This window comes from Alteromonas sp. M12 (assembly GCF_037478005.1).
In the GTDB taxonomy this organism is placed as follows: domain Bacteria; phylum Pseudomonadota; class Gammaproteobacteria; order Enterobacterales; family Alteromonadaceae; genus Aliiglaciecola; species Aliiglaciecola lipolytica_A.
In genome coordinates this window covers 1,752,993-1,775,339 of sequence record NZ_CP144164.1, presented here as the reverse complement: position 1 = coordinate 1,775,339, position 22,347 = coordinate 1,752,993, and the positions used below count along the sequence as shown (strand labels likewise).

Here is a 22,347-nt window from a genome sequence, read left to right as displayed (position 1 = left end):
TTATTATTGTGCAGCTAGGTCATCCACCTCAGATGTCGCAGGCGCAGCAGAGCTTGCTAGTTTAAGTTGTAACCCGTGAATTCGAGTCAAAGCTTTAAACCACTGTTGTACAAATCGTAATATTTCAGCCAAACAATCTATTGATTCAGACATTTGCGCGACAGAAATGTGCGCCCGCGTGCCCTCAACGATTAGCTCAGCCTTAAACTTGTCATGTTCAATTTGAAGTTGATTGAAATGTGTTGCCAATGATTCAGCATTTTGTGATTCACCTGAACGGCTAATATCAATAAAGGTCTGTACCCGCTCAGCGTACTGTATGAAATGTTGATCCGTTGATTTACTGGCTGAATAGTCCCGCGTTTGCATTTGCTGAGCTAATCGTTCAATGGATACTGCGCAACTCAAAAAATATTGATCGATACGCATTAAAGTGGCGAGATCTTCGATAGTATCCTGGCCTAACGCTTCAGTCTGAATATTCACAATAAAACGCGACACTTCCGATGAAAGGGATTTTATAACGTTAAGTTCATGGATTAATTCGTGACTATGAGCGGAGTTTGGCGTGATTGATTTACCATAAAGGACAGCGATTTTGTCGGCAACTGAGAGATTCTCCAATAGTAGTGCATTCACTGCTAATACTGGTGTTTGTGCAATGGTTTTATCTAGATACTGAGGATGGGAAGCTTTTTCTTCCCAGCTAAGAAAACGTGCTTCTAAAAACTTGGCTAAGCGATCGTTAAAGGGATATACCAACAATACGCCGAGTATATTAAACACACTATGAAATAGCGCTAATGAAATGGCCGGATCAGCGCTAAGTTCTAAACTATTGGTGATAACCTCGATTAAATAGAACAAAACAGGTAACAGTAACAGCGCTACGATCGCCGTTGCGCCATTAAAAATGACCTGTGCAGCCGCCACCCTTTTAGCATTCGATGTAGCGCCAATCGCAGCCAACAACGCAGTAGATGTAGTGCCAATATTAGCGCCAATAACCATTGCTCCGGCGGCATAAATCCCTACCATTCCGCTTGATGCTGCGGTGATAGTCAGTGCAATTGATGCACTTGAGCTCTGGGTCAAAACGGTCATCACTATGCCGACCAACAAAAAGAGCAAAATACCGCTAATACCCTCAGCTGAAATTTTACTAATGTCTAAAGTCAGAACAATACCTTCAAACGCACCTTTTAGCGTATCGATACCAATAAAAAACAATCCAAAGCCAACTAATGCAATACCAAATGAGGCGGCCTTTCCTTGCTGTTTAATCAGCTTCAATAACATTCCAAAACCAATCATAGGTAATGCAAATGCATTAATATTAAGATTAAAACCAATTAGCGCGACTAACCAGCCAGTCATCGTTGTACCGATATTAGCGCCGTATATAATCCCTAACGCCTGTCGCATGGTAATAAGACCGGCATTAACGAATCCTAAAGATGCTACTGTTACAGCACTAGAGGATTGCACTACTGCAGTCATAAAACAGCCAGAGTAGATCCCCCGTAAGGGTGTACTGCTCCAATGTGAAAGCAGCTTTCTTAATGACGTTCCCGCCGCAAGTTTTAACCCATCAGTCATCATGCCAATGGCTAACAAAAACAGACCTAAGCCGCCAAAAATTGTCCCTGCCAACACTACTGATTCCACTAAACACCTATCCTTTCGCTAAGCTTTTCAAGCAATTAAAGACTATTTAAAGCATAGTCATTGATTTAAAAAATTCTGCAAATAATCAGTTTATTTATGCTTTCATTGACGTTATTTGGCTTCATTAACTAACGCTTTTTCAGCGCCGGTAAAATATTGAACAGTTGTGCAAGCCACGACATCACCAAGTACATTTACTGAGGTTCTACACATATCTAAGATACGGTCGACCCCAAGTATCAATGCTATTCCCGCTGCGGGTATGCCAACACCTTCAAGTACCATACTTAAGATGATGATTCCGGCACCTGGGGTTGCTGGTGATCCAATTGATGCTGCAACTGACATTGTTACTATGTAAAGGTAACTGGAAAGGCTCAAGTCGACTTGGAAAACCTGCGCCAAAAACACGGTCGCGACGCCTTGATACATAGCGGTCCCAGTCATATTGATTGTTGCGCCTAATGGAATGAGGAAACGAGCTATTTCTGGATTAACATGCAGCTTATCTTCAGTAACTTGTAAACTAATTGGCATCACGGCAGCCGAACTACTGGTTGAAAAAGCCAGCAATAATAATTCTTTGACGTTACTAAAAAACTCACGAAACGACTGTGTCATCGTTAACTTAGCTACCATGAAATACATTACAGCTACAATTATCAGGCCCAGTACCACAGTAGCTACATACACCGCCATGCCGGCCAACACATCAATTCCTAAATTAGCCACTAATCGAGTAATTAAACCAAAGACCGCAATAGGCGCTAATAACATCGCCCAAGATACAATCCGTAAGCTCACTTCTTGCAATGCCCCCATTAAATCAAACAGAGGTTTTGATTGTTGTACAGGGATCGACAGCATGGCAGCCCCTAACAAAGCGGCAAATAAAATTACCTGCAACATTTCCCCAGAGGCCATAGATGCTAGCGGATTTTTAGGAATCAACGCAGACACTTTTTCGGGTAACTCAGACATAGCAGGAAAACCTTGCACCGTAGAGTTAGCGGCTGTTGAACCAACGTCCACTAACATTCTTGCGTCAACAAACTGTCCGGGTTGAATATTTAGTGCCAAAGTGATGCCAACTGTCGCCGCCACGGCGGTGGAAATCACAATAAAGATGAGGGCAATAAGACCATTCTTTTTAATCGCCGCGGGATTATTATTAGCCGCTAACCCACGCACAATCGATGCAACCACGAGAGGCACAACGATCATTTGAATAACAGCCAAAAACACTTGGCCCGGTAACGCTAGCCAAGCAGTAATGGTTTTCACTGTATTGGGTGCGATTAAATCTAAATCTGGTCCTAGGAGCACGCCAAAAATCACTCCCAAGAACAGAGCAATCAGAACTTTTAGCCATAATCTGCCATTGATCAAGCGGTCAAAGTGATCTGCCAAATTTTTAAGTGAACCGCTAAATATCTGAGTCATATTTACTGTCGAACAATGAGCACATCAACAGTCAATCGAGTTAGAATTTTCTCTGCCGTATTACCGATTAATAAACCTTTAATCCCCTTACGTCCTACGTTGCCTAACACCACCAGATTTGCTTTCATTTTGCTGGCAACTGAGGGTATCAACACATGTGGCGAACCGGCCTCAATTTTCACTGAATATTCCGTGAAAACATCCATTTCCTCGGCAATTTTTTCTAGTTTGGCTTTTGATAATTTACCTTTCTTGAGCATAACTTCACCCGGTTCAGTAATATCAAATTCCTGTTTAATCCGTGGGATTGGAATCACACCTAAAAGCGACACATCTGCAGATAACTGGTTTGCAAGCTGAGCAGAAGTAGTAAGCACTTTATCATTCAATTCTTTTTGCGCGGGGGTTCTGGTGAAAATATCAACGGTTCCTAACAATTTAAGTTGTCCGCGCCAGCGATTATCACCACATAGTAGGACGCTAGATTTAATTGGACCTTTAAGCGCGGCTTTGATCAGTGAAAAGTCCAATAATTCACGACCTAATTGGGGTCTGTGCAGGAATGTAGTATCGAATTTATTGCTGCTTAGGGTTTTGAAAAGTACTTCTTCTCGCTCAGATGCCGACTTAACTATTTCAAGGAGGATCGTCGATTTGCAAGCATCTTTCACTTCGTTGTTTATTAGGGTAGTTAACGCTTCTGCATTAGAATCTAGCACATTGCTTACGATATAAAGCACAGTGATACTTTCAGGTGCAAATTTTAATGCTTTATCCAACATTGGCTTGACGCTTTCTTCCCTTTCAACAACAACTAAAATGTGTTTCATAAACATTCCTCGATTTAAAATTTATTGATTAGCCTTCATAGAGTTATAGTACAAATACTATCTAATCTAAACCTAAGCATAGTTTAAATCTGCGCCAATTAACTGATCCACATCAAGGACCATTGAATTAAAGGAAGGAAATTTGGACTCTCTGTGATCAGAAGATCAGGTTTACGGATGAATGGTCAAAAAAGGGGAATCTTTGCTTGAGGGTAACTGGGCTGTTGTGGTAATTATTTACTTTGGTTTTTGGGGGGATGAATAGTAATTGCTGATTGCGATGACTTTTAACTTTCTCTGCAAGGCTTTTGTAAAATTGCACCCTTGATACACAGTGAAATATTCTCAGAGTGTATCAAGGGTGAATCTTACAACTTTAAAATGTCCTCTAAACTTTAGGCAATTCTAGTACGAGGCTTAGAGCCAACAAACGCGATGATAGTCGCAATGCTAAACGGCACTACCCTTTCCAAGAAATCCCCTGGTGTACTGGGTAACATGTAAAAGGTAACCGCTAATACAAACCCCGTTATCATCGCCAATAATGTTGCTTTAGGATTAATATCTCGATTACATAAACGCACAATAATTATTGGTCCAAAAGACGCGCCTAGCGCTACCCATGCAAAAATGGCTCTGCTAAATATCGCCTCAGGCATATACAAAGTCACTAACACTGAAAAAACAACGACCAACAAAATACTTAATCGTGAAATGGTCAATGAAGAAAAGCGAGAACGTTTTTCTAACCCCAAATCATGGGCTACCACAGATGCACTAACTAATAACTGACTGTCAGCAGTAGACATGATGGCAGACAGCACTGCGGCAGTAATAACACCTGCAACTATAGGGTGGAACAATTCGGTTGTTAGTACAAAAAACAGGTTTTCTGGATTATCTAATTGCATTTGTAATGCAAGTCCTGCAAGTCCAACGATCACCACTCCCAAATCGACGATAAGAAACCAGGCTGCGGCAATACGTCGCCCTGTCTTAATTGATTTTTCATCGCGCAATGCCATAAAGCGCAATAACATATGGGGTTGCCCCATAGAGGATACCGAAACGCTGAGATTACCAATAATGACACCTGCGGCTAATAAGGCAACATTCCCTCCAGTTAAACTGAGTTGTTCTGGCGTAGCAACCTCAATTAAGGTGGTGACAAAATCGATAGGGCCACCTAGTGCGACAACCGCGGCAATTGGCAGCGCTAATGTGGCGATTGCCATAATCGAGCCTTGCAGTGCATCGGTCATACTTACCGCCCAAAAACCGCCCAGCACAGTGTAAATAAAGATAATCAATGCACCAATTAATACGCTTTCGGTCATTGGCATATCAAAAGTCGCAGAAAACATATTACCCGCACCTTGGAATTGAGCTGCAACATACAAAGTAAAAGAAACGAGTATGATTATCGATGCGGTCACCACGATTAGCTTTTTAATCTGGCCGTTACTGCCAAAACTTAAGAAGTCGGTTACAGTTAAATCTTTTTGTTCAAGACTAGTGCGATAAAGCCTAGGAGCGAACCAATACCAGGATATGAACATCCCTAAAATACTTCCCAAGGCTAGCCAAATACCAGATATGCCTAGCACCATTACTACGCCACTAAAGCCAAGCAGTTTCCAAGCTGAAGAAGAACTAGCTGAGTAACTCACTGCGGCAACAAAAGGGCCTAATCCCCGTCCACCTAAGAAAAAATCATCACTGTTCTTAACACGACGCTGTGCCCAAAAACCGATACCCAACAAGACTAATTTATATACAACTAGTACGACTAAAATATAACTTTGATTAGACACTGTTTACTGCTCCAGTATGCTTCGTATAATTGTATTGGGAATATAACTGTTATCCCATTCTTTACCCGGTGCCCGACTAAACCCACCAGTACGCAAAATAACCAAGTCCATGGATGGAATGATATACATCACTTGATTGCCGCTGCCGTCAAACATAAAGAGGTCGTCAGCCAAATAAGGTTCGCTGTGGATAACCCCAAAGCCTGTGGCTGCACCTACTTGTGCCCATGAACGTTTAGGAAAGTAGGGTTTCCCCAACCAAATATGTAATCCCATGGCAGGATTAGCAGGTGACGGCTCTAAATAGTCTTCCATCCAGTTTTCTGAAAACAACGATTGGCCATCTATTTCCCCACCGTTTAAAAGTAGTATCCCCATTCGCAACCAAGACTCTGAAGGCAATAACAAACAACAGCCACTGTGAGCGACACCTTGAGGGCGGTTGAGCATCACCTCTCCACCTTGCGCGTGAATAGGTTTAATCAGTGACTCAGACAAGTATTGGCCATAGGGTTGCCCCGTTGCCCGCTTGATTATTATCGCAATTAAATCAGACACCGCTTGGCTATAGTCATACTTGGTACCGGGTTCAGCAACCACTTCATAATCATTGATTATCACATCATCTGAATATCCTGAAATATAGGAACGCGTAAAATTGCTAAATGGGCTCATATCCAAGGTGTAGTACTTTTCAAATCCAGCTGCCATATGCAGTAAATTACGGATGCTGATGGTGGCTTTTTCCGTGCCTTGCCACTCAGTTATATAGGTTGATGCAGGTTCATCTAAACCAGCAATAAAACCATCTTTAATCGCTCTTGAAACCACTAAAGAGGCGACCATTTTTGCCATACTTTTGCCAACGATTAATGAGTTTTCATCCAGTCCCTGATAGTGCTCACGAAAACGTAATTTACCTTTATGCCAAATTAGCAAAGAAGTGCTGCGGCGCTCAGCAGCATATTCGCTCACTTGAGCAAGGGCTTCAGCGGGAATACTGCCCTCTCCTTCATTGACCACATCAAATAACTGCTGTGCATCACCAGCAACCATATATTCAGAGCCAGCCCAACCGGATTGAGGTAAAACCCCGTTACCAGTAGCAATCAGGTAATAACGCTTCCAAAAAAGAGGGTCTTTTAAATATAAAACACCGCCTACCAACATCACCAATGCTAAAAAGCCAATGAAAATCTTACCTATTGTCTTGCCCATATACTTTCTCCTGTCATCTATTTAGATGATATATATTCAAGATAATCAATTACTTGGTTTCGTTTTACTGGGTCCGATAAATCCGTTTGCTGATTCATTAAATTATCAGGGACAAAGTCTTTACCGTGAGATAAGAATTCAGATAAGTTGGCTCTGGACCAAAATAATCCGCCTTCCCCAGCACTGACCATGGCTGTTGAATAACGACCATATCCCTGCACGGTACCAGCTTGACGGTTAAACACTCCAACCAGATTTGGCCCTAATAAATGCTCTTTACTTTCAACGGCGTTATGACATTGAGTACACCATGACGCTGAGCTCTTAGCTGCGGTTAAACTTTCTGTTGTAGGGAAAATCTCGGTACGAGGACGAGCAGGTATTAGCACTTCTTTTGATTCGACTAACACTGTCTCAGTTGCTTTAGCAACATGCCAAGGTGGCAGCACTTTAAACGCAAAGTAAGGTAGGTACATAAAGAACAAAATGAAGATGCTCAATACCGGGATATAAACCAAGCGTTTATGCTTAGCCCAACAAAACAATGCCAACGCAATAAGGTAATACATGGGTACAAGCACATAGGTACCAAAAGCGGCAATAGGATGGATAGAAGGTGGCTTAGGTAAATTAACCAATAAGTGCACTATGATAAGGATGGCAACTGCCACACCAGGTTTGACATGTTTACGTAAATGAGTGAACAAATACACAAATACAATGCCAGAAAATAACGCGGATGCCACATTACTAAATGCAGAATGCATGTAACCTGAGGTACTCCATGACCAATCTAAAAAATGCGGTAAGGGAAACACGCCTAACACTTTAGTCACTTCATCTTTAGCCCACGCTTGGCCTAAACCATACAACATGGCAAAAAACATAAAAATGAAGAACAGCGAAATGGCCGTTGTTGAAACCGAAGAAAAGGCATTTTTCAAACGCGTTGTGATCGATGCGCCAGGTCGTAAAAGCCAAATTAAAAACAGCACTAGGACCAATACGAACAAAGTAGCACCAATGCTAAGGTGAGCATGATGAATCGCATCCCGTTCAGCACTGCCACGAATGAGTCGCGGAGATACGCCTGACCACCACTGATGCCAAGCAAATAATACGTAAAACAACACTGAACAACACAAGCCTAGTTGTTCTAAAAAACCACCGAGTTTACTTTTATTATTCATAACTCACCCTGCTGATAAAATTTATTATTTTTATTCATATCTTTTACAATCACTATCGGTTGATATTTATTCTAAGACCTACACTTGGGTAATGCCCTAAAGAATTTAAACATTTACTTCCTTGTTATTGACGCACAACAAGGGCGTTTTTATTGCTTTTTTCTATGTTAGGAAATCCTGCTTCCTCTACTCTACTTGAGTAATCGCTTTGATGACTGAATTGGGTATAAAGGCATCATCAAAGTCAAATCGGACTGCGCCTACTCGAACAATTACTAACTGTTTTGACGGCACGATATAAACCCGTTGCCCACCAAAACCATCAAAAAAGACTAGGTCATCGGTTAAATAAGGAGCTGAGTGGATGACGCCAAACTTATCAGTAGGACGATAAGTACGCATAGGTTTGAACGGACTGCCTAACCAAGTTAAATAGCCATAATTAGGATTACTATTAGAAGCTTGGGTAGTTTTGTTGATCCATTCTTTTGAGATAACTTGCTGATCGTTAACCATACCTTGATTGAGTATCAACAAACCAACAGCAAGTAAATCCACAGGTTTGGCAATTAAACAACAAAAGCCATGGACGCTACCATTTTCTCGATCTAGCCAAAGATCGGCAGAACTATTGGCTACTTTCGACCAGAGGTGCTGCTCAAGGTAAGATGCATACTTTTCTCCAGTGGCAGCTTCAATCACATCAATTAATAATTGCGGATTAGAGTTGTTATATTCAAACATTGTACCCGGCGCTCTAATTTGTTCTAACGAGCGAGCTACGGCAGAAATATCTTCACTGTACATTAATTTAGTACTGTGGGCGAAAATGCTATTGTCGATTGATAATGGCGGCAATGCCAAGCCTGAGTCCATGGTTAATAGATGTTCAATGGTAATTTGGCCATATGGCATATCAATCCATTGTCCAATGTATTTTGAAACAGGATCTTGAACCGATTCAATATCGCCCCGCTCTACTGCAATCCCCACCGCCAATGCCACAATTGACTTGTGGATTGAAAAGGTTTGCATATAACTATCTTCACTTTCACCTTGCCAAAACTTTTGCGCAACTAACTCACCGTTATGCCACACCAAAAACGCGCTACTGCCCATTTTTTCGGCGTAACTTAAGGATTCGGTAAAGCGAGTTTGTTGTTCACTTAGAGCCAAAGGTGAAATGCTAAGAGGATCTGGATTAGCTTTAGCTGCCATCGTTACCACAGGACTGAACCAATCAGTATCATGGATAGTATCAACACCTTCTAAGCTATTAACACGGCTGATATAAGTGTAATTCAGGCCAAATAATACGAGCAAAATTAGCAACAGGAAAGCAACTACATAAGCTAATTTTTTAATAACATTCTGCATACAAAAACCATCTCCAACAGATTTTTCAAATGGTCACTCTAGTTATCAACAAACCGGCTTTTGATGACCGGCTTGCGATAACTATACAGCGAGTTTCGCTATTTATCGTCAGAGATTAAAAACGGTATTCTGCAGAAACACCGATTCGACGTTGGTTACCCCAAGTTGGGACGATAGACACGAAAAATGCGCTAGGAATGTAGAATGCGTTTGATACATATTCTTCATCTGTTGCATTTTTAACCCACAACTCTGCAGACCAATTCTCACCGGTCACACCACCACGTAGATTAAGTAATCTTCTAGAAGGCAAAGTGGCAATATTCGCTTCTGACATGTATTGCTCAGATTGACCAGTAAGGTCAGCACGTACGAAATATTCTAGATTGTCGTTAAACTCACCATCATACTGGGCACCGATATTCCATTGTGTATCAGAACTTCTTGGTAATGAATTTCCTCCGATATCACCATTGGCCGCACACACGATGTCATCACAAATTGCAGCTCGGGCTAAACGCTGAGAGATAGTTCCATCATCGTATTTAGCATTATTAAGTGCTAATCCGGCATTAACCGTAATGGCATCAGTTAGTGCATATGTAACATCCATTTCTAAACCTTTGGATGTTGCAGAGCCTAAATTACCAACAATAGAGGTCGTGAAAAAGCCGCCATTAATTGCCGCCTGACTCACTTGTAGTTCAGTCCAATCAATATAATAAACGGCAGCGTTGATTCGAAGATCGCCATCTAAAATAGTATTTTTTGAACCAATTTCGTAAGTGGTGTTTTCATCTGCTTGATACACTTTTTCGGAGTCTTCTAGGCCACCGCTAATTTCAGGGTTCAAGCCACCAGATTTAACACCTTGTGCAGCTGAAAAGTAAACGAGTTGGTTCTTGTTAATACTATAATCTGCTGTGAAACGAGGTGTAAAATAACTGTCTTCATAATCATCAGCTGTAGACTCATCGATATATGTGATGTTCTGCTTTTTAGTTTCGTCGGTATAACGACCTTCCACTGCTAACACTAATTTATCATCCATCAATGGTACGGCAACTCGTCCAAATAATGCGGTTGCTTCAGTAATGGTGATATTATTGTTGCGGCTGTCCGGATCCAAAGAATCTTCGGTAATTGGGTCTAAATTATCAGTATAAAGAGGAGCATAATAACCTGTTTGTCCTGTGTCTCTATCTTCACCATCGGAAGAATACACACCGAACATAGCATACACACCATTGTCAGCAGTGTATTCAGCTCTCAACTCATGAGAATCATAGTCAAAGCCACCTACAGGTAAAACGGTAAATGCATTCAGGAATGCTGGAATACCAAAAGGTGTCAAATCGGTGCCGGTAAGGGGCGATCTATCAGAAATACCCGCACTCATGGTTTCACCTTGAATATTGGCAAATTGATATGAAACGCTAAAGTTATTGGTCAGCTCGGCTGAAATCGAAGCTCTAAAAATTTCAGTTTCGGAGTCTAAAGCATAGGTTCTAGGGTCAATCAAAAAACCGGTTTCGGTATCAGTACCAAATTCAAGGGGGGTATCAGGCAACTCACCACAATAACCTCGAACTGGACCACCAAATAAACTACCACCACAATTATAATCACCAATTTCTAAACGAGATTGTGCTTTACCCTCAGTAAAAGAGTCAAAAGAATGATAGGCCATTTCAATATCAACAGTTTCGGTAGGTTTTGCCACTAAAGAAATGCTGTAGGTCTTTTTATCCCAACCACCCAAGCTATCATCAGTACCTGGACTGACACCGGCTTGTGCTGCTGGATGTGAATTTGTCCAATCACCATCATAGTCACTGTTGGTGAAATTGAATTTAACGGCTAGCTTGTCTTCAATGATTGGCACGCTAATGTTACCGGTAATATCACGACGACCGCCATCACCTACCACCAAACCGACTTCACCAGTCAGGCCGCCTAAATCAGCTTTAGAAGTAATGTAATTAATAGCCCCCATGAATGAGTTTGCACCATATAATGCGCCTTGGGGTCCTTTTACGACTTCGATACGTTCCATGTCCATTGCACCTAAATCAAGTGCATAATTTCTAGGGATATACACGCCGTCAACGAAGGTGGAAACGTTTTGTTCAAGTTGGTCTACGGAAAATTGGCTTGCACCACGAATAATGGGAGTACCGTAACCGCCATTGGAATAATCTTCAAAAGACAAACCAGGTGTAGACATGGCGACATCTTCTAGTTCTTCGATGCTTCGTTTGGCAATGTCTTCGGCACTAAACGCACTGATTGCTAAAGGCACATCTTGAATAGATTCGACAGCTTTTCGTGAAGTAACCATGATGACTTCAAGACCGCTCTCATCGTTTGTAACTTCTTGTGCGTTTGCTTGTGAAACAACTGATGAGCTCATCACAGAAGCAATGGCTAAAGATAAGGCTGTAACTTTAAATGTTATACTCATATTAGATCCCCGGTGCAGATATTTATTATTATAATTAGTAATTTAATTTAATTTGCGCCTCTTAAATGAAGCACTAAGTTATTACACAGCTTAGCCAAAATGCTCAATAATGACCCAACCACAGAATGACATTAACATATAACATTATAACCTACAAACATTTGTTTTAGCCTAATAATCCCCCCTGCAATTTGATATTTATCAATCAGTTACGAGTTCAAAATGAAATATTTTGTGGAAACTGAAAACCTCATAAAACGAGTAAAAAACACTTTTAATAATAATCTTAGAATAATTTAAAAAGTAAGCAATTGATAAGACAGGAAAATAAAAGGTGATATTATCAACAAATAAGTTTAATCAATCCCTCCCCTTAAATTGTTTCCCCAACAACATCTAATAACAAGAAGTTTGATTCAGTGGATTGGTAATTGATTTTAGTAATATAGAGGTGCCGAACAGCAAACAACAAAAATTTATAAAAACACTTTTTATAGCATTTAAAAGACAATAAAAACCGCGGGGCTAAAGCCTCCACCTACAAGAATGACCGAATAAAATGCATCACCGCTTTTTTGTAGCATGGCCTTTAGGCCATGGACAGCAAACAACAACCGCGGGGCTAAAGCCTCCACCTACAAGAATGACCGAGTAAAATGCATCACCGCTTTTTTGTAGCATGGCCTTTAGGCTATAGAAGGTATCTAAACCGCCACCTGTAGCATGGCCTTTAGGCCATGGACACCGAACAACAAACGCGGGGCTAAAGCCACCACCTACAAGAATGACCGAATAAAATGCATCACCGCTTTTTTGTAGCATGGCCTTTAGGCCATAGAAGGTATCTAAACCGCCACCTGTAGCATGGCCTTTAGGCCATGGACACCGAACAACAACCGCGGGGCTAAAGCCACCGCCTACACGAATGACCGAATAAAATGCATCACCGCTTTTTTGTAGCATGGCCTTTAGGCCATAGAAGGTATCTAAACCGCCACCTGTAGCATGGCCTTTAGGCCATGGACACCGAACAACAAACGCGGGGCTAAAGCCTCCACCTACAAGAATCACCGAGTAAAATGCATCACCGCTTTTTTTGTAGCATGGCCTTTAGGCCATAGAAGGTATCTAAACCGCCACCTGTAGCATGGTCTTTAGGCCATGGACACCGAACAACAACCGCGGGGCTAAAGCCACCGCCTACACGAATGACCGAATAAAATGCATCACCGCTTTTTTGTAGCATGGCCTTTAGGCCATGCACACCGAACAACAACCGCGGGGGCTAAACTCGGTAACATAGTATTTGGAATGATTTTGAACAAAAAGGTGACCCAACGGTATCTTTCAGTTCAATAAAGTAAGGATATTTTTAGATGGAAAATGCCTGAGAATCAAGCAGGATAAGGGGAGCAGATTAATTGGTCGGTGTGAGAGGATTTGAACCTCCGACCCCTGACACCCCATGACAGTGCGCTACCAAGCTGCGCTACACACCGACCGAGCTGCGCAGTTTACTTATTTTTCGACACTTTGCAACGGCAAATATCGTTTGAGTGGCCAACTGGTGGGTGTTTGAGCGTTTTTTTTGGATTTTTGTTGCTGGAATGAGAGCTATTTGTAAGTGGTGTTTAAAAAACGTTCAAAAAACCCCGTTCGAAAACGGGGTCTTTGATCTTAATATTTTGCAAAAGACTAAGTCATTAGTTCTTTAGCCACTGCTTTATAAGCTGCTTGATTAACTTTCCGTCCACCAGCTTAAAATTCTGTGGAGCATTGGGCAGTCTATTTCGACCATCCTGCACGACCAATAACCCGTCGGGTAAATTCGCTCCTAAGCTTAATGATGTAATTTCTAAACCGTCAGTTTCAGAGACACCGTCTATTCCAGCAGTTAAATCCATATCAATCCGAAAACTGCCTAAATAACGATTATTCTGATCCAGTGCAAATACGCCGAAGCTGTTGTTTCCTTGACTAGATGCGACTAAATAACGTTTCCCATCCATGTTGTAAATGCCCATTCCCTCAACATCAGCAACAAAGTTACTAGAGGTGGTAGCGATTAACCTAGCTCCTGCTTTAGTTGGACGTGCGCTAATCTGCCAAACCCCAGTGGATTCTTCACCATAGTAGAGTTGCTGATTAGTATCATCGGCAACACAGCCTTCAGGTTGACTTGGTACTCGAAATTCCCTGATTAATTTGGCTCCAACCTCATTGTTGTTTGGCATTAATAAATACTGCTGAAAACGTCCATCGGTGTCATTTATAAAAACATGGTATTGGTCTTCTTGCTGATACATACACAGGCCATAAACATCCGCTAAATCCGTTTTAATATCAGACAAAAATGACATTTCACCGCTATCATGTTGCAATGCAAACAAGCTAATGCTGTTAGTGGTGCGATTACTGGCCGCGGCTAAATCGAAAGTTCGGTTACCTAATTTAAAACCATACCGAATATCCACATTATTCACTCTGCCTACATTGAGTTCCTGAAGTAAATTACCTTGCAAGTCATATAACATCATGCCCTGCTTTTTATTGGTACCTAGTATGCGACTTTGTTCTGGCGCGGCGGAGTTTATCCAAATTGCCGGATCATCAGCGGCATCACCAAATACCTGCATAGGTTCTGTTTGTGCAAATGGTGTAACGCTGCCAAATTCAGATGCTTGGATTTCTCTGTTTGTAGTTGAGATATTCAGTTGTGCTCGAGAATACGCTGAACTTTGATCATCAAAAATCCCTAATACCAAGTTCGATGATTGCAATACACCATTGCTTGTTTCTGGCTTATCGGCACCGGTTAACGGAATAAAATGAGCATTTGCGTTATTCCCAGCCTCGACATGCCAGACTCCTTGTTGATCCGGAGCGCTAACCAAAATATCGCCATTATGTAATACATCAACATGGCTTACTTCCCCTTCCATTGGCCCAAAAGGACTCACCGCAATCACAAGTTCACGAACCAATTCAGCTTCAGGATCTGCTGGGTAGCGCCAAAGACCAATATTCTCTTCAGCCAAATATACAATACCGGCTTCGTCATCAGCTGCACAACTTTTGGTTTGTAGAGTGCCGATAAATTCATGGACAGGCACATCAACCAAGGTTTGATTTTTGGCATCAACCACTATTCGTTGTTCCACTACTCCTTTGGCATCAGCTATGAAAACTGACAAATGCCCTTGCGGCATTTGATACCAGCAAAGAGCTTCTACTTGTCCTTCGGGTTGCGATAACCTAGACATCAATGATAGTTGCTGAGTTTGCCAGTCCAAACCTAACACTAGGATTTGTTGCAAGTTATTATCTGTAGTGGTAATTAATCCGTATTCTTTATTGTCTATCTGGATATTGTCACGCCAGTCAAGCATTTCCATGTTACCGGAAAAAGTACTAAGCAACTGACCTTGGTCATCAAGTAATAGAATGCCTTTAGTCTCACTGGTCAATAACCAATATCGCTTTTCATCATGCATAATGGGCAGCGCAGATTTACCCGCAAGATTATTAACTGAATCGCTAAATAAAGGGGTAATCTGATTTATCGGGGCACTTGATTTTGACGTTGTTTGACAGGCACTTAGAATGCAACACGCGGCAATCCACAGGTAAATTGATTTCATCTTTATTCCTTATCCATGCTGTAGTGATAGAGACGCTCGCCAGCGGCACTGATGAATTGAATTAGCATGTTGCTGTCTCCCACCGAAACAGTTAAAAATCCGGCTTCGCTTTTTGCGTACTGTGTGAACACTCGCTGTTGAACCGGACGCAGTTCAGAACCCGCGCCAGATACAAAATGTTCAACCAGTTTTCCCGCTGGGCGATTATGTTGTAAATCATGTTCGTGACCAGCGAAATAAGCATCTACTTTATATTTTTCAAATATAGGTTCTAAAACCTGCTGAATCCCTTCTGTTTTGCCAAATCGTTTACCGCTGGAATATAGAGGATGATGACCAATCACAATATTCCATTTGGCTGTTGAGTTAGCTAATTGTTGTTCAATCCAACGTAATTGTTTTGCACCATCTGGTTTTTGTGTTTCGGCATATTTAGCGCGATTTTTGTATTCCGGATTAAGTGGATTGGTATCAATAAATAACACTAACATTTCAGTGTTTTTACCTACCTTAAAGGTTTTAGCATAATACGCAGATGGAAACTCCCAACGTCGACTGCGTTTTGAGTAATCAATTTGCGCTTGCCAATTTCCACGGTAATCATGATTGCCTAACGTAGGATACCAATCTTCAAATAAATTAGGTCCATGGTATATCTGTTCAAATGAGGTTTGCCAATATGGATCATCAACCGAAGCCACACCATTTGAGTAAAAGTTGTCACCGGTGGTGGCAATAAATTCGCCGTCGATTTGCTGCATGACCACATCCATCATATCAGCCACAGGTTGCTGCTGATAATGCCCATTGCGGCCCCAATCACCTAACACCAAAAAGCTAAAGCTATCTTTTGGCGTTGCTAAGGCTTGCACATGGTGTTTCTTATAAAAGTTTTGATCGTGAACCTGCTTACTGAAGGCCGCAAACGAGGTGACACTTAAAACGACTAATATTACATATCTAATAAACATTGTTATTCCAAACTACGAGATGAGATAAACCAGCACAAAATACTGAGGCTCGTTTAACTTAGGTCGTGATACGACGGTATAAAAGCTCAGTAGCGAACATTTAACAAATGTTCGCTACCTTAAGGCTATAACATCCAACTAAATCCAAGTTCAAAGGTACGACCGTACTCTTCGTATTGTGCATTAACACTGCGTTGGTCAAAATAGTTGTAGAAACCTTCGTCAGTAATATTTATCGCGTTAAAATACAGATACATATTTTGCTCAATAAAGTACTTACTAGTGAAGTCTAATTGCTGATGATTGTCTTCCATGCGAATCAGATCACCGTCAATTTCTTCTAAGTTTTCACTTTTGTATGTCATGGTTAAACGCAAACTAACCAAGTTGCTTTCATAACCTACGGTGAAATTACCAATTTTGTCAGACTGATTAGGCAATGATGTTTCAAAGCGTTCACCGTCTAATAAGGTTATTGCTTCGGAGCTTGAGAACGTCCCATTGGCGGATAGCAAGAGGCCATTATCGAAGGCTTTTACCCAAGAAAGTTCGACACCGCTGACCTTAGCAGACTCACCATTAATGGGTTGCATGACTTCGTCAAACCCATCCCATTCAGGTAAATCAGCAACGTCGGCAACGATCACAAAATTATCGATATTTTTATAAAAATACCCTGCTGACAGCACCCCAATATCACCAGGGTAATACTCTAAGGTTAAATCAAAGTTATCCGATTCAAACGGATTAAGTTCTGGATTACCAACTTCAGCTTCGCGCTCAGTAATGAACACGCCTTCATCTTCTTCTGTTTTAGATTCAATGATTTGGTACGCAGCTGCATCTTCAAATTTAGGCCGAGAAATGGTTTGTGTAAAAGCCGCTCGAGCAATTAGTTTTTCGGTAAATTCATAACGCATATTCAAACTTGGCAAAAGATGATCGTAACTTCTTTCACTATTCCAAGGTGTATTAACGACTTCTTCAACGTCAGTTTGCTCATTTTCGATTAACTCTACGCGCATACCTGAGGTATTGAAATCCGTATCCTCGTATCTGACCCCAGCCACTAGGGTCAATTTTTGCCATTCATAACGACCCATAATATAAGCCGCAAAAATATCTTCGTTACTCACATATGACGCCCCATTGGACTCAACTTCTGAATCAAGTTCCGCTAATTCGAAGCCCGCACCATTTTGGTTGAAGTAGTTACGTAGCCCTGCACGGTCTAAACCTGGTCCAAAACTGCCTAATCCCCAATCAGGCTGCGCGGCTGCGAACATAGTGGGATCTATGCCATCAAAATCACCGTCATAGATGAAAATATCAGCTTCTGTGGTTTTTTCACGAGCACGATATTTTGCGCCAAACTTCAATTCAAATGACCCCTCTTGCAAGTCAAACATGCGGGTGAAATCCGCTTTGAGCATAGTTTCAGTGTCTTCTGCTAGGCTCTTTTCCAAGCTCACTTCATCTAGCTCATAATTGGCCAAATCCATCGCTGCAGCATCTTGAGTTATTTGCGGGATCTGCCCTTGCATATCCGAATCGATTGCCATATTTTCACCCACAAAGGTGTAATACAACGCTTGCGGATCATCCTCATCGGCTTTTGAATAACCCAATTGATATTCAACCAACCAATCATCTAAATGATGTTCGGCACCGGCTGAAATAGATAAAATCGTTTGGGTTTCTTCACGGTCTTTGCTCCCTCGTTCTATCTCGGAGTCTTCTCCATCGAACGTAAAGGTATTCGCCATCCGGTATTCGTCATCAGCGAAACGGCTATAAAGAGTGCGTAAATAGTAACGATTGTTGAAATCAGGACGGAAATCCAAGTTGACAGCAGCACCGATGCGCTCCCTTGAAATGCTGTAGTAACGTTGTTCTATCTCATCATCACCGTTGGATTCAATGTTGTCAGAGCCAAAATCACGCTTTGCATATGACAGTGCCGCAGCAACACCAAATACGTCATCAAATACGTTGGTCACACTGCCTGATATTTTTGGACTTGTTTCGTCTCGCAACTGGTTTTGACTGGCCTGTACATTAATACTGGCGCTCGTGCCTTGGCGGTCAAAAGCGCTTAAGCTTTTCACTTCAATTGACCCACCGATAGCGTCTGCATCCATATCAGAGGTAACTGATTTTGACACCTCTAATCCTTGAATAAGCTCAGAGGGGATCACATCCAACGCAACAGAGCGCACACCACCTTCAGGAGAAGGCACATTGACACCATTGATGGTCACATTATTAAGATTGGGATCAATACCTCGAATACCGACAAAACGTCCCTCCCCTTGATCACGTTCAATGGATAAACCTGGTAAACGTTGCAATGCTTCAGCGGCATTCTGGTCTGGGAATTGGCCAATCGCATCTGCCGATACAATCGACTTAATGCTGTCAGCGACGCGCTGCAAATTGATCGCGCTTGCCTGCCCTGCTCGCTGTCCATAGACAATCACGTTTTCTAACTCTTTAGCTGGCGCAGCCAAGCTAATATCTTGCTGTAGAATTTTTCCACCACTGATAATCACTGGCACTTCAATTGTTGGAGTACCTAGGTATTTCACCACTAAGGTGTAGTTACCTTCAGGCAAATTTGCGAAACGAAAACTTCCGTCTCGCTTGGAAACGGTGCTTTGTCCCAATTCTTTGATATTGACTTCAGCCCCTTGAATATAGCTAGTCTGGCTTTTGTCAGTGAGTAAACCTTGAATTCCGCCTTCATCAGCTAAAGCAGATTGACAGGAAAGTGCCGCGAAGCACGCCAAGGCTAAAGTGGTTTTTATCATTTTCATTGTAAGGTCTCTGGTTGCAAACTAAGGTTTAAATGTGTTGGCGCGACAACCTAATGAGCAGCAATGACATTTTTATGACAGGTAACCAAATAGTTTCAGCGGTTGCTTGCTAAAACCACCAATTTACCTAGCACTTATAAGCTCCATGAGCTTATTTGACCTCCCAGCGACCTCCGGTTTTAAACGGTCTGTTTTGAAATTAACTGAAAACAAAGCTAACCACCTTCATTAATTTGTCATTTTACTGAGCCAATATGACCCCTAAGCTGGTTTGAAACTATGTCAGCATAAAAACCAACAGCATCAACCGAGTATTACCATGAACTTTTCTTTACTAGCCCGCCATCAACGATTGTTCTCTGTCACATGTGCATCATTGACACTTTCGTTAACCTTGAGCATTGGTTTAGGGCAAGCCAAACCCATTGCCGATATTTCATGGCTAGATATTATTGGCGAAGGCAGTGTCGCGCTGCTTTCCTTGTTATGGATTTTTTTCCTGTTAGTCAGCCGCCCGCCGGGTAGAGTCACTTCGGCATTGGTATTAGGACTGAGCTGTTTTCTATTTTCTGCCAACTTGGACTTAATAGACGAGTTTATGTCCTATCAAAATGCCGCAAGCATATTAAGTATGGTGGAATCGGTTCCAGCTGGAATTGGCATGTTTATTATGAGTTACGCGTTATTCCAATGGCATAAAGAACAGTTAGTCCTCAATAAACAATTGCAAAAACGCGAATCAGCGTTACGTCAACATCACCAAGTGGATTTCATTACAGCGCTGTATAGCGCAGACTATATGCGCACGCAAATCGACTCACAATTGCAAAACAATCACAATCCTGAGTTTTCAGTTGTGATGCTAGATATCGACAACTTCGATGTATTTAATCGCCAATTTGGCCATATTCAAGGTGACCAACTTCTGCGTGAGCTAGCAGATTTAATCTTAATGAACTTGCGTGCTACTGACCTAGCCTGTCGCTATGCAGGTGACCGATTTATATTATTGTTGCCTAACACTAATTTGCAGAGTGCAGAAAAAATAGCCGGCCAAATCAAAAAAGCCATAGCGAGTATCGCGTTTAAGCCATGTCAGTCAGGGGAGTCAGTTTACCACCAGCTCAGTTTTGTTGCAGAGTCGGCAATTTTAGGCGACGTAACAGAAAGCCTACTGCGACGCCTTAACCAACGGTTGGAAAGGTTCAAGCAAGATCAAAGGAGTACACCGAAACAAAGCGGGCTGAATCAGGGTGGACAGGCACATGGATGAAAACCGCTTTTTTTATGTTGATGATAAAGTTATACCTGCCCACCAATTGGCAGCTAGCATTTTGGACTTCAGTCGTTCCAGAGACGTCAATAAACACAAGCTGTTGCGTGGCACAGGCATATTTAATCAAGATTTAGTGTCAGATAGAAAGCTCAGTGCGCTACAATTGCTGCAACTTATGGGCAATGCGCAATCATTAACTCCAGGACACGATTGTGGTTTTTTATTAGGCAAACGTATGTTTCCGGGCAATTATGGGGCGATTTCCAATGCATTGATGCACAGTCGTAATTTAGCTGATGCATTCACTGTGTTGGCCGTACTTAGAAGTCAGATTTGCCCTTTTTTAGACACTAAACACTATGCTTCGCAGCAACGTCACTACGTATTGATTACCGATGCGATTGGATGTGGAGAGCGCTTTCAATTTATCGCAGAGCTGTATTGCACGGCACTGGTTTCAGCCGTTAAATTAATTCTCGGTCAGCGCATCCCATTTCAGTTTAACTTTCCATTTCCACGGCCTAAATATATTCAAGAGTACGAGGTTCATTTAGGCCATAGACTGAACTTTTCTCAACCCGCGATGAGTATTAGCTTCGATAAAAAATGGCTGGCGAGCTTGTGTATAAATCGCAGCGATAGCTTAAAACGCCATGCTTTGCGTCAGTGCAAGATGGTTTCGATGCCAAGCAAAGGATTTATAGAAGCGGTGCGTACCACAATATCAAAACATTCTGATTGTGGCTTACAAAAAGCAGCCGAGAAATTTTGTATGAGTCCTGCAACGTTTAAACGCAAGCTCAAACAGCATGGTTACACCTTTCAGCAAATTCATGATGAAGTAGGCAAACAAGAAGCAATCTACCTACTCCAAGTTCAACAACTCAGTAACGAAGAAACGGCTCACTTGATGCAGTTTAGTGATATTCCTAATTTCCGGCGTTCAGTCAAACGTTGGACGGGGTTAACGCCTAGCCAACTCAGAACGACGACTGAAAATCCACTCTACTGAGTTTAGTAACCCCAACCTCTAAGACTTGTCGTCTGCACTAATGCGACTAGCAATAGCTCCATCTTGATTACGATATTTCGCATCAGCTCTACTGCTGTAGGGTTTTTCTGCAAAATCAGACAACACTTCAAAACTGATGGCACCAATTTTCATTTTTGGTTTTAACGCCAATGGTAGTTTACCGCTATTGAAAAACTCCAATACGATATTGCCTGACCAGCCCGGATCTATGCGATGTGCGGTAACGTGAACCATCAATCCCAAGCGTGCAAGGGAAGAACGTCCATCTAACCAGCCAACAATATTGGCCGGTAGCGTCACAGATTCATACGTCACCGCTAATGCCAATTCACCCGGGTGCAGGAAAAAGGACTTATCATCAGGGACAATAATTTCATCGCTCATAACTGTGTTCATGGCTTCTTGAACTTCAGCTTTAGGACCACTGAGATCAATAAAAGGTGCTGTGTGATCTTCAAAAACCCGAAATTTATTACCTAATCGGATATCCACGGTTACACCACTGATTTCAGAATAATCAGGTTCAGGAGAAATCGAAATTTTGCCTTCTTTTATGTATTGAAAAATATCTTTATCACATAACCGCATGAAATTTTCTCTGTAAGT

The 22,347-nt window shown here is 41.8% G+C and carries 16 protein-coding genes and 1 tRNA gene; 2 read left to right on the top strand and 15 right to left on the bottom strand.

The annotated features are described in order from the left end of the window. Positions 1 to 3: 3 nt before the first annotated feature. From VUI23_RS07650 to VUI23_RS07585, 14 genes are all read right to left on the bottom strand, one after another. Positions 4 to 1,668 carry a Na/Pi symporter gene (locus VUI23_RS07650; protein ID WP_342807612.1) on the bottom strand — a complete coding sequence of 555 codons (1,665 nt, stop codon included), beginning with the start codon at positions 1,666 to 1,668 and terminating at the stop codon, positions 4 to 6. 111 nt (positions 1,669 to 1,779) lie between these two features. Further along, the gene (locus VUI23_RS07645) at positions 1,780 to 3,111 is read right to left on the bottom strand and encodes a dicarboxylate/amino acid:cation symporter (RefSeq protein WP_342807610.1); all 1,332 of its coding nucleotides are present in this window, start codon (positions 3,109 to 3,111) and stop codon (positions 1,780 to 1,782) included. A 2-nt stretch (positions 3,112 to 3,113) separates the two neighbouring features. Beyond that, a complete protein-coding gene (locus VUI23_RS07640; protein ID WP_216047018.1) occupies positions 3,114 to 3,941 on the bottom strand; it encodes a universal stress protein in 828 nt (275 codons plus the stop codon). A 395-nt stretch (positions 3,942 to 4,336) separates the two neighbouring features. After that, positions 4,337 to 5,755 carry a sodium/proline symporter gene (locus tag VUI23_RS07635; protein WP_342807608.1) on the bottom strand — a complete coding sequence of 473 codons (1,419 nt, stop codon included), beginning with the start codon at positions 5,753 to 5,755 and terminating at the stop codon, positions 4,337 to 4,339. A 3-nt stretch (positions 5,756 to 5,758) separates the two neighbouring features. Next, positions 5,759 to 6,973 carry a serine hydrolase gene (locus VUI23_RS07630; RefSeq protein WP_342807606.1) on the bottom strand — a complete coding sequence of 405 codons (1,215 nt, stop codon included), beginning with the start codon at positions 6,971 to 6,973 and terminating at the stop codon, positions 5,759 to 5,761. A gap of 17 nt (positions 6,974 to 6,990) precedes the next feature. Further along, positions 6,991 to 8,163 (bottom strand): hypothetical protein, encoded by a 1,173-nt coding sequence (locus VUI23_RS07625; RefSeq protein ID WP_342807604.1) that lies wholly within the window; start codon positions 8,161 to 8,163, stop codon positions 6,991 to 6,993. A 186-nt stretch (positions 8,164 to 8,349) separates the two neighbouring features. Continuing rightward, entirely contained in the window at positions 8,350 to 9,540 is a 1,191-nt protein-coding gene (locus tag VUI23_RS07620) for a serine hydrolase (protein ID WP_342807602.1), read from the bottom strand. Positions 9,541 to 9,655: 115 nt separating this feature from the next. Then, the gene (locus tag VUI23_RS07615) at positions 9,656 to 12,004 is read right to left on the bottom strand and encodes a TonB-dependent receptor (protein ID WP_342807600.1); all 2,349 of its coding nucleotides are present in this window, start codon (positions 12,002 to 12,004) and stop codon (positions 9,656 to 9,658) included. Positions 12,005 to 12,568: 564 nt separating this feature from the next. Further along, positions 12,569 to 13,075, bottom strand: coding sequence for a hypothetical protein (locus tag VUI23_RS07610; protein ID WP_342807598.1), 507 nt, complete (start codon positions 13,073 to 13,075; stop codon positions 12,569 to 12,571). A 13-nt stretch (positions 13,076 to 13,088) separates the two neighbouring features. Next, a complete protein-coding gene (locus tag VUI23_RS07605) occupies positions 13,089 to 13,250 on the bottom strand; it encodes a hypothetical protein (RefSeq protein ID WP_342807596.1) in 162 nt (53 codons plus the stop codon). Positions 13,251 to 13,426: 176 nt separating this feature from the next. Further along, positions 13,427 to 13,503: transfer RNA gene (locus VUI23_RS07600), tRNA-Pro, on the bottom strand. A gap of 204 nt (positions 13,504 to 13,707) precedes the next feature. Then, the gene (locus VUI23_RS07595; protein ID WP_342807594.1) at positions 13,708 to 15,645 is read right to left on the bottom strand and encodes a phytase; all 1,938 of its coding nucleotides are present in this window, start codon (positions 15,643 to 15,645) and stop codon (positions 13,708 to 13,710) included. Between the two features lie 2 nt (positions 15,646 to 15,647). Then, entirely contained in the window at positions 15,648 to 16,616 is a 969-nt protein-coding gene (locus tag VUI23_RS07590; protein ID WP_342807592.1) for a tartrate-resistant acid phosphatase type 5 family protein, read from the bottom strand. A 125-nt stretch (positions 16,617 to 16,741) separates the two neighbouring features. Continuing rightward, on the bottom strand, positions 16,742 to 19,432 hold the full coding sequence (locus VUI23_RS07585; protein WP_303499803.1) for a TonB-dependent receptor: 2,691 nt from the start codon (positions 19,430 to 19,432) through the stop codon (positions 16,742 to 16,744). Between the two features lie 319 nt (positions 19,433 to 19,751). Between VUI23_RS07585 and VUI23_RS07580 the strand changes: the two genes are divergently transcribed. Continuing rightward, on the top strand, positions 19,752 to 20,705 hold the full coding sequence (locus tag VUI23_RS07580; RefSeq protein ID WP_342807590.1) for a diguanylate cyclase: 954 nt from the start codon (positions 19,752 to 19,754) through the stop codon (positions 20,703 to 20,705). Then, positions 20,698 to 21,720 carry an AraC family transcriptional regulator ligand-binding domain-containing protein gene (locus VUI23_RS07575; protein ID WP_216047032.1) on the top strand — a complete coding sequence of 341 codons (1,023 nt, stop codon included), beginning with the start codon at positions 20,698 to 20,700 and terminating at the stop codon, positions 21,718 to 21,720. The genes VUI23_RS07580 and VUI23_RS07575 overlap by 8 nt, the downstream gene beginning before the upstream one ends. Positions 21,721 to 21,738: 18 nt before the next feature. On the opposite strand, the gene dcd is transcribed toward VUI23_RS07575, so the two are convergent. Then, positions 21,739 to 22,329: a dCTP deaminase gene (gene dcd, locus VUI23_RS07570; protein WP_216047033.1), complete on the bottom strand. Its 591-nt coding sequence runs from the start codon at positions 22,327 to 22,329 to the stop codon at positions 21,739 to 21,741. Positions 22,330 to 22,347 lie beyond the last annotated feature (18 nt).

What these genes read in the sequence shown, in the direction of transcription:
- VUI23_RS07640 (WP_216047018.1), bottom strand. Translation starts at nt 3,941, where the DNA reads ATGAAACACATTTTAGTTGTTGTTGAAAGGGAAGAAAGCGTCAAGCCA.
- dcd (WP_216047033.1), bottom strand. Translation starts at nt 22,329, where the DNA reads ATGCGGTTATGTGATAAAGATATTTTTCAATACATAAAAGAAGGCAAA.
- VUI23_RS07585 (WP_303499803.1), bottom strand. Translation starts at nt 19,432, where the DNA reads ATGAAAATGATAAAAACCACTTTAGCCTTGGCGTGCTTCGCGGCACTT.
- VUI23_RS07580 (WP_342807590.1), top strand. Translation starts at nt 19,752, where the DNA reads ATGAACTTTTCTTTACTAGCCCGCCATCAACGATTGTTCTCTGTCACA.
- VUI23_RS07645 (WP_342807610.1), bottom strand. Translation starts at nt 3,111, where the DNA reads ATGACTCAGATATTTAGCGGTTCACTTAAAAATTTGGCAGATCACTTT.
- VUI23_RS07615 (WP_342807600.1), bottom strand. Translation starts at nt 12,004, where the DNA reads ATGAGTATAACATTTAAAGTTACAGCCTTATCTTTAGCCATTGCTTCT.
- VUI23_RS07625 (WP_342807604.1), bottom strand. Translation starts at nt 8,163, where the DNA reads ATGAATAATAAAAGTAAACTCGGTGGTTTTTTAGAACAACTAGGCTTG.
- VUI23_RS07620 (WP_342807602.1), bottom strand. Translation starts at nt 9,540, where the DNA reads ATGCAGAATGTTATTAAAAAATTAGCTTATGTAGTTGCTTTCCTGTTG.
- VUI23_RS07575 (WP_216047032.1), top strand. Translation starts at nt 20,698, where the DNA reads ATGGATGAAAACCGCTTTTTTTATGTTGATGATAAAGTTATACCTGCC.
- VUI23_RS07595 (WP_342807594.1), bottom strand. Translation starts at nt 15,645, where the DNA reads ATGAAATCAATTTACCTGTGGATTGCCGCGTGTTGCATTCTAAGTGCC.
- VUI23_RS07630 (WP_342807606.1), bottom strand. Translation starts at nt 6,973, where the DNA reads ATGGGCAAGACAATAGGTAAGATTTTCATTGGCTTTTTAGCATTGGTG.
- VUI23_RS07605 (WP_342807596.1), bottom strand. Translation starts at nt 13,250, where the DNA reads ATGCTACAAAAAAGCGGTGATGCATTTTATTCGGTCATTCGTGTAGGC.
- VUI23_RS07590 (WP_342807592.1), bottom strand. Translation starts at nt 16,616, where the DNA reads ATGTTTATTAGATATGTAATATTAGTCGTTTTAAGTGTCACCTCGTTT.